The following is a 13579-nucleotide window of genomic DNA, read 5'->3' as shown; positions in this document are numbered from 1 at the left end:
TCTTCAGCATATAAGCAAAACACTATGCGAACAGTTACTGATTGGAAGATTGTCGGAATATCTTACAGCTTGCTCAGCAGGAGTAACCAAGGTACCTTGGCGTTCTTCTGGCTTATCAAGATCAACATTCTTGCTTTTTTGTTCAACAAGAAAACGAGAATCCGTGCACAACATGTCAATGTAGCCGCCGCCAGCAGTGCGATACTCAAACTCGGTATTGTTTATTGCGTTTGGAACGTCTAGAACGTTTTGCATAAAATCAAGCCAAAACTTCTGTGTTTCTTGCTTTTCGTCGCCGCGACCTTGCCAGCGCTCAATAAACTCTGCTGCCTTTTTATGCTGATCTGCAATATTCATGCGTCTATTATCCAACTTGCTAGGGATTATACATGTTTTTATTGCTCAATTTGTACATAAGAACAATCCAATATCTACGTATAACAACTCAATATTTGTGTATCAAAACTATTTCCTTAACGCAACAATTTTGATACGCATGCGCGCTAACTCTATAAATTAGATTTAGCATACAAACAAGGTCAAAGTTGTAAATAAAGCAATATTTGGTAGCATGAGTTATAGGAGTCTTCCTGCGTTGAAAGTCGGCTTCATGCCGTCGGCTGATTTACTCGCCTTAGGCGTTGTGTGGGCTCCTTTATTGTGCCTTATAACACATGAATCATTAGGGTTATAGGCCAAAAAGTGTGTAAAGCTAGGCTTGTGAATATTCTGGGGTATAAGCCAAGTTATTAAACACCGTTACTAACTCAGTCAACAAACTGAGAAAATAACAGTGTTTGACGATTGCTACGTGCTACCTTCTGAAGCAACCAGCTTAAAGACGCAGCGCGCTAAACTTTTTTAGAGATAGTCTTCACTAAGTACGCAAAACCGCCTAATCCTAATATCCAATCACATCTTTCTAACCTTCAAGCGTGCATAGTAAAATTGTAAAATAAATTTTACTGTAAAGTAAAAATTGTAGAGAAGGAGATTGTGTGTAATGTCTTATAAAACAGTTGATTCTTTAATGCGACATCTTAGAGATAGTGGCGTAATGATTTCTGGTAGTGCACAAAAAAGACAACTAATAAATACTGGATATTTTCATGGATATAAAGGTTATCGTTTTTTTAGCGATACACAAAGTAGACATCAAATACCATTTTCTTCATATGGCGAAGTGTATGCAACAATAAAATACGATTCAGAGTTGAAGTCACTTTTCTATGGAAAAATTATGTTCATAGAAACAGCTGTAAAAAATATAGCGATGGAGTGCATACTTAGGAAAAGTCGTTCGGAAAGTATCCAAGCTATGTTGACCAAATCGGTTAGTGGTGCAAATAATTCTCCAAAGAATTTTACCAATGATCAAAAAAGAAAAGCTCAGCAAAAGAAATTAGATTTACAAAATTCTATTCAACGTAACCTTGCGCGTGCATATAAGAATAAAGATTCAAAAATTACGCATTTTTATGATAAATATGCAGATGTTCCAATTTGGGCATTATTTGAAATAACGATGCTTGGAGATTTTGGAAATATTTTGTCGTGCCTTACATATGAGGTTAGAGAAGATATTTCTAAAAAAATTGGATTGAATTTATCGTCTGATACAAATCGTGAGCTTGTTTATGAATATATTTATCTGTTAAAAGATTTAAGGAATGCAATTGCCCATAATTCTGCCATTTTCGATACGCGTTTTAAAAAAGCGAAACCGTCGCGACCTATGACAGCTTGCTTGATTAATGAGATTCATTTACCTTATGTTAATTTCAATAGTATTGGTGATTACATTGTGCTTGTGTCATATTTTCTAAAAATTCTTCATGTTTCTAAAAGAGAAATAAAGTCTTTTATTAATGAATATGAAAAAATAACTTCAGATTATATAAATTCTGTTGCCAAAAGTAATGTAAACGTTGTAAAAGCAGTTATTAAGAAAGATTGGAAGAAAAGGATGACAAAGTTAAAAAATTATATTTGATAATTAGCTTTTTACGCACTATAAGGTACAATGAGAATGTAATTGCGGTGTGCGTTTGCGGACACACACCTGTGGGAGCTGACATAGTTTCGGCTCCCTCTTTTATTTTGTGTCTTTTGATAGAAATAGCGAATATTTGGCCTATAACCCCTAAATTGCGTTTGCATATAGAAAACGGGAAAATTAACTATTACAAAAGAGCTGGTCATTCCCCCAAACCTACCCCGTGAAGGGTCAAGGGTAAGGGGAGCCCCAGCTCTCAATTAAATTCTATCATATGGTTTTTTACATATTCCTAGTGCTAGATGGTAAATCCCTCAATAGTTCGAATCCCACAGGGGGCACATGCAATCATTCTCACATTCGTGTTAATAACCCAAAACAAGGTCTAATTGTAAAATCTGTAGCTACGCTAACAAAGTTCTACGCACAGTTTTATCGCGTGGTGCTACGCGTAGCTGTTTACTTAGCTCTATTTATTACTTGATAACCGTGTTTAATTAGCACAGATTCAAGTTGAGAAAGATACGCGAGCGCTGCAGGAGAAAGATTTGTGCGCTCATTCTTAATCCAGCCAACAAGCATGGTCTCTTCGCAATCCAGCGGAATAGTCACGATTTTCTCGTTATTCAAGTCGCCATTGTCGATTCCAGTGCAAATCGTAAAACCATTAAGACCAATAATAAAGTTTAAAATGGTTGCGCGGTCGGTAACGTTAATCTTTTTAGGCGGGTGCTGAGGCCAAACCGCTTCCTCGGTAAAGAAGAAGCTCCCGTCTTCTCCCTGCTCATACTGAATAAACGGATATGGTCGCAAATCCTCCAAGGTAAGCTTCTTGCGATTTGCAAGCGGATTATTTCTAGAAATAAAAACGTGCAATTTAGCGCGGAAAAGCGGGTGGAATTCAAGGTGCTTTTCTCTAAGCATTTTTCCAATAACATCTTTGTTGTAATCAGAAAGATAAAGCAAACCAAGGTCTGCTCGCATTGAAGTCACTTGATTAATAATGTTTTTAGTACGCGTCTCCCTTAAAGAAAACTCGTATTCATTAGAATCAATGCTGCGAATCATGTCTACAAAAGCCTCAACAGCAAACATGTAGTGCTGGGTGGCAACGCTGCAAAGCTGTTTTCTAGGTTTAGTGCTGTTGTAGCGCTCTTCAAGCAAATCTGCCTGATCCAAAACTTGGCGTGCGTATGTTAAAAACTCGGCTCCGTCAACCGTTAAGGCAATTCCTTGAGAAGACCTTGTAAAAATCTCGATTCCAAGTTCTCGCTCTAGCTCTTTAACGGAGGAGCTTAACGCTGGCTGCGAAACAAAGAGTTCATGCGAAGCTTCGTTCATAGAGCCACACTCTACGATTTTCACAATGTACTTTAACTGCAGCAGCGTCATTATTAAGAGCCTTCCGATTTTTGAGATTTATACTTGACTATTTTCAACTATTACAACTATAACAACTATAAACTAACGCCTATAATCTAACGATTAACGCCTCATATAGTCTAACGCCTATAATCTTGCGACTTCGGCTTAGTGCTTATAATCTAACGCCTAGCGATGCTAAATCTTCGCGAGCCTGTTGTGTGCTAGTAAAAACAAACCCATGCATTCCAACGTTATGTGCGCCATCAATATTTACTGGCTTATCGTCGAAGAAAACGGTTGTTTGCGGTTTTAACCCAAATCTGCTCATAGCAAGCTCAAAAATCTCGGGCTGTGGCTTATGCAATTTTTCAACGCCAGAAATAACCGTACCTTGTAAAAGCGTGTTCAATTCTGGGAATTTACGCAATGCTAGTGGGAAAGTCTCTTTAGACCAGTTAGTTAATCCCCAAACTCCGTACCCAGCTTTGCGCAAATCGTGCAACAAGTCAACTATTCCAGGCATCATGCGTGTAAGAACTTGATCGTAGTGGGCGCAATACCATTGAAAAGCGTTGCTAAGCTCTTTGCCAAATCGCCTCTCATATTCTGGCAAAAGGTCTTTTAGTAGCTCTCCGCCGTCCATGCGGTCTTCAAACTCATAGAATCCGGCCAAATCGTCTTTTCCAAAAGTGCCATTAGGGCAAATCGTGTCTACTAAATCTGGGAACTGTTTTTGCAAGCAATTCCTGCAATTCCACTCGAGCAAAACTTTGCAATAATCGAACATTACGTCGTGAATTTCAACAGATTCTGTATTTATATTTGTGTTTGTCATTTTTCTTCTTTCGTTTTTCTTCTTTTAATCAAGATTAATTAAAGATCCAATAGTATATGGCAGAGCATCAATAATATTGCTTGCAACTATTGGATGCTCAACATCTTCGTAATTTTCGCAATTTTCGCGATTTTTACAATTACTACAATCTTCGTAAACACTTTTTGATGCCAACTTTGCAGCCAAGCCGTGTATTGTAGCCGCGCTAGCTGCGATTAATGCGTAGTTTGCATTTTGATTTAGTTCGCAATTATTCTGCGCAAGAAGTGCGCCTAAAAGTCCAGAAAGAACATCTCCAGACCCAGCGGTTGCAAGCCAAGAGGGTCCATATTTGCAAGTAAATATTGGCAAGTTTAAATCCTTTGGAGACGCAACAACAGTGGTGGACCCTTTAAGAAGAACAGTTGCTCCAGTAAGATCTGCCGCTTTTTGAGCGAATTCTACAGGATTTTCCGCTATAGTCTGCGCGCTAAAATCAAGGTTATAACGTTTTAATAGCTTGCTTAATTCTAAGGCGTGAGGTGTTAGTACCACTTTTGTGCAAACTTTTTTAGGCAGCAAGTCAAGCGCTCCAGCGTCTACGCATACGGGCGGTAGGTTTGTGTTTTCTTGATTTTCTGCACTATTTGCACTTTGTGCGCTATATGGTTTAAGCAAGTCTAAAATATAGTCTCTTTGCGATTTTGTTGAATCATCATTGCAATGATTATAATCTGGGATTCCAGACCCAACAGTTATAGCATTGACTTTTCCTTGCAAGCAATCTGAAACAACAGCTTCTGGGACGGCTTGTAAAACAAGATTTTGCGCTCGCAAAGGCCCAACGTAGCGAACCATGCCAATATTGCTGTATGCTGCCGATTTTGTGCTTAAAACGGCTGCTCCTGGGTATTCGTTTGATCCTGTTACTAATCCAAGAACGCCTCTAGAGTACTTATTGCTCGATTCGTTTGGCTTTTTTAAGCATTGGCTAGCATCTTTTGCGTCTATGTTTAGAAGTGGACTCATGCTTACGATTCTAGTAAATATGCGCGATTGCCGTTCTTGCAAATCGCCAGAAAAATCGCGATTATATCAAACAAAAAATCGCGACACGCTGTTTTATAAAAAATCCCGATAATTTTTGTGATTTTATTGACCAAGCTTTTTATTTTTTCTATGCTTAAAACGTTATTGCTAACGATAATCTTTCCTAATTACAAGATTACAAGAAACTAGCGCAAGTAAAACGCTTAATGAATATAAAGATTATGAGAATTGCAATAATAATGAATTCATAGATTCCGGAAAGGAAAATAGTGAAAACTGCACGAATTTTTGCAACCGCAGCCACCGCCGCTTTGTTAACTGTTGGCTTGTGCGCATGTGGGTCTACATCTAAAACAGCGGATCAAAAGACTAGCGGAAATCAAGTAAACGTAGTTGCAACCACCACGCAAATCTGCGATTACGTAACTCAAATCGCATCCACTGCAGATGCAAAATCTGGATTAAGCCTTAATAAAACCGATTCTCAAGGCAAAAAGTCTGTAATCGGCGCGCCTTTAGACAAAGCAAAGTCAACAATTAACCTCACTTGCTTGCTTGCTCCAAACGCATCTGCTCATGAGCACGAGATGACTCCAGCGCAATCCAAGGCGCTTTCTAAGGCAGATTTAATGCTTGTTTCTGGAGTAGATCTTGAGCACTTCTTAGATCAGGCCGTAAAAGCAACTGGATTTAAGGGCACAATGGGCGTAACTTCGGGCATTCTTACTGCCGACGAAATCAAGGATTCAAAGTCGCAAGCTGCTAAAGAAAAGAATCTTCCTTACAAGATTGACCGCGGTATTGAAAAGGTTCACGCAGAAAAGTGGCCATTCCCACCAGAAGAAGGCGAGAAGGAGCCAGAATTCCAGTACGATCCACATATTTGGACCAGCACTAAGAACACTATGATCCAAGTCAAGAATATTGGTGACTTCCTTGGAAAGGCTCTTCCAGAAAGCAAGTCAATCTTCGACGAGCATGTTGAAAAGTTCGTTAAGTCGCTCACTGATTTGGATTCTTGGGCTACCGAGGCTTTGAACAGTGTGCCAAAGGAGCATCGCGTACTCTTTACTTCCCACGATGCATTTGGATACTTCTCTCGCGACTACGGTGTTAAGTTTATTGGCGCCGCGCTTTCCGACTTTAACAGCCAGCAGGATGCAACTGCCGACCATATTAAGGAAGCTGCAGAATCTGTTAAAAAGTCTGGTGCTGTGGCAATCTTTGCCGAAAACTCCAACAATTCCAAGTCGATTAAGGCTGTGGCTGCTGCTGCAGGCGTAAAGGCGATTATTGGCGACGATGCGCTTTATGGCGATTCTCTTGGGCCTGTTGGCTCTGCTGGAGAAACCTATATTGGTTCCATTGTTCACAATGTTCAGACTCTTGTTAAGGCTTGGGATGGCAAGGTTCCAGACCTTCCAGAATCTGTAAAAACTGCGTTAAAAAAGTAGTTAATAGGTAGCTACACGCGTAGCGGAAAATCATAAATCACTACAAAAGTAGTTACAAGAAGGTTAATTTACGGTGAATAAGAGCGTTCTCGCAATGAAGGATTGCGACCTAGCATACGGATATAAAACTGTTGTTACTGGTCTTAACGGAAGTTTAGAAGCTGGGCAGGCCTTAGCTTTGATAGGGCCTAATGGTTCTGGAAAAACAACGTTTTTGCAGGCGATAATTGGTATTGTGCGCGTAAGTGGCGGCGAATTAACAATGCCAAAAACAGTTTCTATAGGCTATGTTCCTCAACAGGTTGATTTGGATTTAACTTTTCCAATTACCGCTAGGCAAGTGGTTGCAATGGGCTTAAGTAGGCAAACTGGATTCCTTGGTTTGCTTAAAAAAAGCCAGAAAGAAGCTGTTGAGAGCGCTCTTAATCATGTTGGTTTGCTTAATCGTGCAAATGTTAGGTTTGGTGACCTTTCTGGCGGGCAGCGCCAGCGCATTTTGCTTGCACGTGCTATTGTTGCTCGCCCTACGTTGATTCTTTTAGACGAGCCTTTTAATGGATTGGATGAGCCGAATCGTAAAGAGCTACTCAATATTATGAAGTCCGCTAAAAAAGAGGGGATTTCGTTTGTTGTGTCTACTCACGACTTGGTAATCGCGGACGCGATTTGCGAAAAAGCCTTGCTTTTGGCTGGTCGTCAAGTGGCTTTTGGGCCTCTTAGAAAAGTCATGACTAAAGAAAACATATCTTTGGCTTATGGCGGAAGTATGCCAGCTGCAAGCGCGGGTCTTACTTTGAATCAATTAGCAAACAAAGATGATTCGTTGAATGATTCGTTAAACGCATCTTTAGGAGACGAATCCAATGCTAGCTGAATTGGTTGAGTCTTTGCGTAAAATCCTCGAGCCTATACCAGGATTTGACTTTATTGCCTCTGCGCCCTACATTTTTAGGCCTTTCTGTTTGCTTGTTGTTCTTGCGATTGCTAGCGGAATAGTTGGTGTGTTTGTAAACTTAAGATGCGCCGAGTTTAATGCGGAAGCCTTGGTTCACGGGATTTTTCCTGGAATCGTAGTAGGAGCGTTATATGGCGGCATTGAGCAAATTATTCCAGGAGCTTCGATTTGCGCAATCTTTCTAGTCGCAGCTCTTGTGTGGGCATCTAGGTCTCAAAAAATCAACGAGTCAATAATTGCAACAGTTTTAACAACATTTTTTGCGCTTGGAATCGTAATATCTCTTAAAAAGGGAGATATGTCTGGCCAGCTAGAAGCACTTATGTTTGGTCGTTTACTAGATGTTACAGACGATAGAATGACTCAAGCAATGCTTATTTGTTTATTTGCAATCGCAGCGCTTGTTCTAACTTGGAAGAAGCAGATTGTTGTTGCGTTTGACCGCGCTAGCGCACCATTAATGGGTGTTAATACTTTATTTGTAGATATTGTTCTAAACGTTGGTATTGCAGCTGTTGTTGTGTCTGCATCTTCGGCAGTAGGCGTGCTTCTTGTTATTGGTTATCTTGTGATTCCTGGAGCCAGCGCAAGATTGGTTGCGCGTACTGTTGGGCGCATGGTGGCTGTTGGTATTGCGGTTGGTATTGCTGGCGTTTTATTGGGCATGTACGCTATGAACTTGGAGCTTGATCACCCAGTTTCTCCGCAAGCTGCAGTGGCACTAAGTATTTGCGCAATGTTTGTGGTTGTGCTTATATTGCGATGGGCTTTCCGTTTTGTTTCCTCAATAATTGCGTCGCATAAATCAATCTCAAAGAAGCAGGTAGCTTAAATGGTAAGTATTTGGCAGATTATTGCGCTTCCAATTATAGAGGCAATCGCTGTTGGAGCATTATGTGGTTTTGTTGGATCCTTGGCTTTGCTTAACCAGCGTATTTTCTTCACCGAGTCTATAACTCATGCTGCTTTTCCTGGGGCTGTTATTGGCGTTGTAGTTACGTCTGTTTATACGATTGATCAAAACATTTTGTCTATTGGTCTTTTTGTTGGAGCCGCTTTAGCTTGCGTTGTTTTGTCTTTTGTGATGCATGTGCTTTCTAAGCTAAAGGGCATATCTTCTCAGGCGTCTGCTGGAATAACTCTTACTGTTGGTTTTGCGAGCGGATACTTTTTGAACAAGTGGTTTGCTCCTCTTCCATTGCGAATCGAAGGATTTTTAACAGGATCTTTGCTTAATTGCACTCCTGCAGACGTGGTTTCTGCGATTATTGCATTTGCTTTTGCATTAGGATTGTGGAGCTTTAATTGTGCAAATCTTATTCATTGCTCATTTGATCCAACAAATTACAAGGCATCGGGTGGAAAAACTGGATTGATGCAAGGAATTGTTCTTGCGCTAATAATCATTACAGTTTCAGTAATTATTCCAGCCGTTGGAACTGTTGTTTCGGTATCTTTGATTGCAGCGCCCGCCGCAGCATTAAAGGGTAAGATGCGCTCTATTAACAGGTTTGTTTTTGCATGCGTATTGTCTTCTGTTTTTATATCGCTTTTAGGTCTTGCTTTAGCTGTGATTTTAAGGCTTTCTGCTGGTGGAACTATCGCGATTTGCGCTGGTTGCTTCTTCTTGGTTGTAAAGATTGGTGAAAGCATCTTTTTGAAAATTCATGAGATTTATTCTGGTTTTTGCAAAAAATCATTGTTAAAAAGTCGCTCTGTTGTTCTAGAGTAACAGAGAATTGCGCGTAAAAATGCGTGCGATTGACGTCGTTTTTTGCGCGTTTGTTTTATATTTAATCGCGTAAGTTTATCGACGCCACACAGGTCCAGGTCTGCACATTAGTAACGCAAGACCCCGATAGAAAAGGACAATTATGGCTGAAAATACCATCTCCATCACTGTAGACGAGGAACGCAAGGAGGTGGATGCAAGCTTCACTGGCGTTGAACTTTTCGCGGAAGATAAGAATATTATTGCCGTGCGTTTAAATGGCGAGTTGCGTGATTTGTACACGCCTCTTCATAACGGCGATACCGTGGAATCAGTAGCACTTGATAGTGAAGATGGCATCGCAATCATGCGTCATTCCGCTACACACGTGATGGCTCAAGCTGTTCAAGAAATTCGACCAGACGCAAAGTTGGGCGTAGGTCCTGTAATTAAAGACGGCTTCTATTACGATTTCGATGTTGATACTCCATTTACGCCAGACGATTTAAAGCAAATCGAAAAGCATATGCAGCGCATTATTAAAGAGTCTCAAAGCTTTAGCCGCCGCGTTGTAACAGAAGATGAGGCGCGCGAAGAAGAAGCAAATCAACCTTATAAGTTGGAGTTGATTGGAGATAAAGAAGCGGCTCTTGATCCAGCTGCAGCTGGCGAAATCAGCAAGCATGAGCTTAGCATGTACGACAATTTGGATCGCGAAGGCAATAAGGTCTGGAGCGATTTGTGCCGTGGCCCGCATTTGCCAAACACTCGCTATATTAAGGCTTTTAAGCTTGAGCGTGTGGCTGCAGCTTACTGGCGCGGTTCGGAGCATAATCCTATGCTTCAGCGCATTTATGGCACTGCATGGCCTAGCAAGGAAGAGCTTAAGGCTTACACAACTCGCATGGAAGAGGCCGCTAAGCGCGATCATCGTAAGCTTGGTCAAGAGATGGATTTGTTCTCATTCCCAGACGAGATTGGCCCAGGCTTGGCAGTGTTCCATCCAAAGGGTGCTGCGATTATTAACGCAATGGAAGATTATTCCCGTGAGCAGCACAGAAAGCATCATTACAGCTTTGTGCAAACTCCGCACATTACTAAGGGTGGATTGTACGAGACTTCTGGCCACTTGCAGTGGTACAAGGATGGCATGTATCCTCCAATGAAGCTTGACGAAGAGCGCGACGAAAACGGTAACGTAACTCGCCAGGGTGCCGATTACTACTTAAAGCCAATGAATTGCCCAATGCATAATCTGATCTTTAAGTCTCGCCAGCGTTCGTACCGTGAGCTTCCTTTGCGCTTGTTTGAGTTTGGTACCGTGTATCGCTACGAAAAGTCTGGCGTTGTGCATGGCTTAACTCGCGTTCGCGGATTGACTCAAGATGATTCGCACATTTACTGCACTCGCGAGCAGATGCGCGATGAATTGAAGAGCCTGCTTAACTTTGTGCTTGGCCTTCTTAAAGACTTTGGTTTGAACGACTTCTACTTGGAGCTTTCCACTAAGGATGAGCACAAGTTTGTTGGTTCCGACGAGATTTGGGAAGAAGCAACAAACACTTTGGCTGAGGTTGCTAAAGATTCTGGTTTGGAACTCGTGGACGATCCAGGTGGAGCTGCATTCTACGGCCCGAAGATTTCTGTGCAGGCGCGAGACGCAATTGGCCGCACTTGGCAGGTTTCTACTATTCAGCTCGACTTCAACTTGCCTGAGCGCTTTAAGTTGGAGTACATTGCGGCCGACGGTAGCCACCAGCGCCCAGTTATGATTCACCGCGCACTCTTTGGCTCTATCGAGCGCTTCTTTGCGATTTTGCTTGAGCATTATGCAGGCGCGTTCCCAGCATGGTTGGCTCCAGTTCAAGTGACTGGCGTTCCTGTTGCAGACGAGTTTGCTCCACACTTGCAAAAGTTTATTAGCGATTTGGAAGAGAATATGGTTCGTTGCGAAATGGACAGCTCCGACGATCGCTTTGGCAAGAAGATTCGTAACGCCTCTAAGTCTAAAGTGCCATTCACTTTGATTGCTGGCGAAGAGGATGTTAAGAACAATGCTGTGAGCTTCCGCTTCCGCGATGGCAGCCAATTGAACGGCGTTCCTGTACAGCAAGCTAAAGAGTGGATTTTGTCCATTATTAAGCAGCGTGTTCAGGTGAATACTGCCGAAGATTTCGAGCGCTACACAAAGTAGCTTCCGCAAAACAAAACCCGCACTTCTTAACGTTGTGCGGGTTTTGTTGTTTTTTTTTTTATTATATTAATTTTTTGGCCTATAACACTAGTTTCTTAACTCTTGGATACAATGAAACTTTTCCTTCTGGACTCTGAAACTATTGCTTTCTGTGTTATATATCCCAACACTCACCATACAGAATCAGTGGCGCTCCTTTACAAATCGTGACTGTTTCAAGATATCGTTTTGATGACACCTACTTGCGTGCAGTTTAGTTCCTGCGTTTAGGCTTTGCGTAGCAGGGGTTTGCGAGGGCTATCGTTAAAAGGTTTAGTGTGTGGCGGCTTTAGACTGGGTTCTCGCGGTTTTTGAGTGCGATTTTGCTGTATGAGGGAACATGTCTACGCTATAGGGTCGAGTGCACAGGATGTTAACGTACTTCGCTTGCGTTGAAAGCACACTGTGCTTTCAACTTTGAGCAAGCTCAGCGAATCGAAGTGCATTCGCGAAATTATGTTTTAATCGCTCATGCAAGTCGATTCGCCACTTTGCACCCACCTTGTGAAGTGGGGTTTTATAATTCTTCATGCTGAATTATTCTTTTCTTTTTTGAAATAGTGGTGTTCAAAAAAGGAGTAGATAATAAGTATGCGCTATGGGTATGCGAGGGTGTCTACAAAGGATCAGTGTGTAGACAGACAGTTTAAGGCCTTGGAAGACAGTGGCATTAGAAAAGGCTGTATTTATGTTGACAAGGCATCAGGGAAGGATTTCAACCGTAGAAATTATTTGAGATTGTTTAGACGTTTGAGATCTGGTGATGAGTTGTTTGTGAAGTCGATTGACCGTTTAGGTAGAAACTATGATGAGATTATTGAGCAGTGGAACAAAATCACGAAAGAAAAAGAAGCAAATATTGTAGTGTTGGATTGTCCTTTGCTGGATACGAGAAAACATGTAAATGGTGTAACAGGTAAGTTTATTGCCGATCTTGTATTGCAGATTTTATCGTATGTTGCTCAAGTTGAGCGAGAAAATATTCATCAAAGACAGATGGAAGGGATTCGTGTTGCCAGACAAAGAGGTGTGGTGTTTGGTAGGTCAAAGATTGAGATCCCTGATGATTTTTATGCTGTGGCGACTAGGTGGCAGCGTGGACAGGTAAATTTGCGTGAGGGTGCAGAAATGCTTTCTGTTTCGCATACTACCTTTTCTAAGTGGCTACATGCAAGAAAAATTGAAAAAATTTGTAAATAAATCTAGGAATTAATTTACAAATAAATATTGCAAATCAACCCTACCTTTTCCTTGATTTTACTACGCTTGCTGACAAAAAGCCACTGTGTAAATTAAACCCTACTTTAGTTGCATCAACATGAAAATGCGGGGTGAATAAATATGACAGCAAGAATAATAAAAAAATGGATGCTCCTATTACTGGCGGTGACCATGCTTATAAGCATGGCTCCATTAAATGTGAGTGCAAGTGCAAGTGCAAGTGAAACTGATAAGACTTATCAGGCGTATGATGCTAGTCAGCATAGAAAAGTTATAAGTAAAAATGGAACAACAGATTCAGAATGGTCCTTATGTATGGATCATCATAAACAATCTCCAGGAAAAACCGGTGAAGCCACAGGGGAATATTCAAAAAACGAAAATGCTACTAAAAATACGTATGCTAGTAACGGTGGGAAAGGAGATTTTCAGAAAATCAAAAGGATGCTATTTTATAAATTAAAACATCCGCAACTCAATTATACAGTCTTACAAAATGAATATTACTATCAGCAAGACAATAAAGCAAACAAAATTTATGATACAGATTATAGTCAAAACCCAGAACTGAACAAGCAAAAACAAGACTTAAGAACTTTTGCTGAGGATTCTTCTCATGATGATGAGATTAATAATAGCGCAATGGAAGTTTTTATTTATAAATCAAAAAAATCAGAGATGCAAAATTTAATTAGCGCGAAGTTGAAAGAAGTTCCAACACCAACAAAAGTTAAGTTTTCTAAGAAAGCATTAACAGAGAATGGAGAAGATCTTAAGGGC

General features: G+C 41.0%; 12 protein-coding genes. 8 read left to right on the top strand and 4 right to left on the bottom strand.

What is annotated here, in order from left to right; genetic code table 11:
• Positions 1 to 3: 3 nt before the first annotated feature.
• Positions 4 to 357, bottom strand: a complete 354-nt coding sequence (locus QP420_RS05290) for a type IIL restriction-modification enzyme MmeI (RefSeq protein WP_481616765.1) — start codon at positions 355 to 357, stop codon at positions 4 to 6.
• A 646-nt stretch (positions 358 to 1003) separates the two neighbouring features.
• On the opposite strand from QP420_RS05290, the gene QP420_RS05285 reads away from it, so the two are divergent.
• Entirely contained in the window at positions 1004 to 1993 is a 990-nt protein-coding gene (locus QP420_RS05285) for an Abi family protein (protein WP_119529284.1), read from the top strand.
• A gap of 462 nt (positions 1994 to 2455) precedes the next feature.
• Here QP420_RS05285 and QP420_RS05280 read toward each other — a convergent pair whose 3' ends face one another.
• The 3 genes from QP420_RS05280 to QP420_RS05270 form a co-directional block, all read right to left on the bottom strand.
• Positions 2456 to 3388, bottom strand: a complete 933-nt coding sequence (locus tag QP420_RS05280; protein WP_060786419.1) for a LysR family transcriptional regulator — start codon at positions 3386 to 3388, stop codon at positions 2456 to 2458.
• 145 nt (positions 3389 to 3533) lie between these two features.
• Positions 3534 to 4196: an HAD family hydrolase gene (locus QP420_RS05275; RefSeq protein WP_481616764.1), complete on the bottom strand. Its 663-nt coding sequence runs from the start codon at positions 4194 to 4196 to the stop codon at positions 3534 to 3536.
• A 24-nt stretch (positions 4197 to 4220) separates the two neighbouring features.
• Complete coding sequence (locus tag QP420_RS05270) at positions 4221 to 5204, bottom strand: ADP-dependent NAD(P)H-hydrate dehydratase (RefSeq protein ID WP_481616763.1); 984 nt, start codon at positions 5202 to 5204, stop codon at positions 4221 to 4223.
• Between the two features lie 290 nt (positions 5205 to 5494).
• Between QP420_RS05270 and QP420_RS05265 the strand changes: the two genes are divergently transcribed.
• The 7 genes from QP420_RS05265 to QP420_RS05235 form a co-directional block, all read left to right on the top strand.
• Positions 5495 to 6679: a metal ABC transporter solute-binding protein, Zn/Mn family gene (locus QP420_RS05265; protein WP_481616762.1), complete on the top strand. Its 1185-nt coding sequence runs from the start codon at positions 5495 to 5497 to the stop codon at positions 6677 to 6679.
• Between the two features lie 94 nt (positions 6680 to 6773).
• Positions 6774 to 7553, top strand: a complete 780-nt coding sequence (locus QP420_RS05260; protein WP_415688763.1) for a metal ABC transporter ATP-binding protein — start codon at positions 6774 to 6776, stop codon at positions 7551 to 7553.
• Positions 7543 to 8466 (top strand): metal ABC transporter permease, encoded by a 924-nt coding sequence (locus QP420_RS05255; RefSeq protein ID WP_464404865.1) that lies wholly within the window; start codon positions 7543 to 7545, stop codon positions 8464 to 8466. The genes QP420_RS05260 and QP420_RS05255 overlap by 11 nt, the downstream gene beginning before the upstream one ends.
• Complete coding sequence (locus tag QP420_RS05250) at positions 8467 to 9366, top strand: metal ABC transporter permease (RefSeq protein ID WP_481616761.1); 900 nt, start codon at positions 8467 to 8469, stop codon at positions 9364 to 9366.
• A gap of 142 nt (positions 9367 to 9508) precedes the next feature.
• Positions 9509 to 11539, top strand: coding sequence for a threonine--tRNA ligase (gene thrS / locus QP420_RS05245; protein WP_060786426.1), 2031 nt, complete (start codon positions 9509 to 9511; stop codon positions 11537 to 11539).
• A 630-nt stretch (positions 11540 to 12169) separates the two neighbouring features.
• A complete protein-coding gene (locus tag QP420_RS05240; protein ID WP_019261852.1) occupies positions 12170 to 12778 on the top strand; it encodes a recombinase family protein in 609 nt (202 codons plus the stop codon).
• A 141-nt stretch (positions 12779 to 12919) separates the two neighbouring features.
• Positions 12920 to 13579, top strand: a 660-nt coding sequence (locus QP420_RS05235) for a hypothetical protein (RefSeq protein WP_481616760.1), incomplete at its 3' end; no start/stop codon positions are given.

Origin of the sequence: Bifidobacterium sp. UMB1197, from assembly GCF_030217745.1 — a bacterium.
Lineage (GTDB): Bacteria > Actinomycetota > Actinomycetes > Actinomycetales > Bifidobacteriaceae > Bifidobacterium > Bifidobacterium vaginale_B.
This window is presented reverse-complemented; position numbering and strand designations above follow the sequence as displayed.

What these genes read in the sequence shown, in the direction of transcription:
- QP420_RS05290 (WP_481616765.1), bottom strand. Translation starts at nt 357, where the DNA reads ATGAATATTGCAGATCAGCATAAAAAGGCAGCAGAGTTTATTGAGCGC.
- QP420_RS05285 (WP_119529284.1), top strand. Translation starts at nt 1,004, where the DNA reads ATGTCTTATAAAACAGTTGATTCTTTAATGCGACATCTTAGAGATAGT.
- QP420_RS05280 (WP_060786419.1), bottom strand. Translation starts at nt 3,388, where the DNA reads ATGACGCTGCTGCAGTTAAAGTACATTGTGAAAATCGTAGAGTGTGGC.
- QP420_RS05275 (WP_481616764.1), bottom strand. Translation starts at nt 4,196, where the DNA reads ATGACAAACACAAATATAAATACAGAATCTGTTGAAATTCACGACGTA.
- QP420_RS05270 (WP_481616763.1), bottom strand. Translation starts at nt 5,204, where the DNA reads ATGAGTCCACTTCTAAACATAGACGCAAAAGATGCTAGCCAATGCTTA.
- QP420_RS05260 (WP_415688763.1), top strand. Translation starts at nt 6,774, where the DNA reads ATGAAGGATTGCGACCTAGCATACGGATATAAAACTGTTGTTACTGGT.
- QP420_RS05255 (WP_464404865.1), top strand. Translation starts at nt 7,543, where the DNA reads ATGCTAGCTGAATTGGTTGAGTCTTTGCGTAAAATCCTCGAGCCTATA.
- QP420_RS05250 (WP_481616761.1), top strand. Translation starts at nt 8,467, where the DNA reads ATGGTAAGTATTTGGCAGATTATTGCGCTTCCAATTATAGAGGCAATC.
- thrS (WP_060786426.1), top strand. Translation starts at nt 9,509, where the DNA reads ATGGCTGAAAATACCATCTCCATCACTGTAGACGAGGAACGCAAGGAG.
- QP420_RS05240 (WP_019261852.1), top strand. Translation starts at nt 12,170, where the DNA reads ATGCGCTATGGGTATGCGAGGGTGTCTACAAAGGATCAGTGTGTAGAC.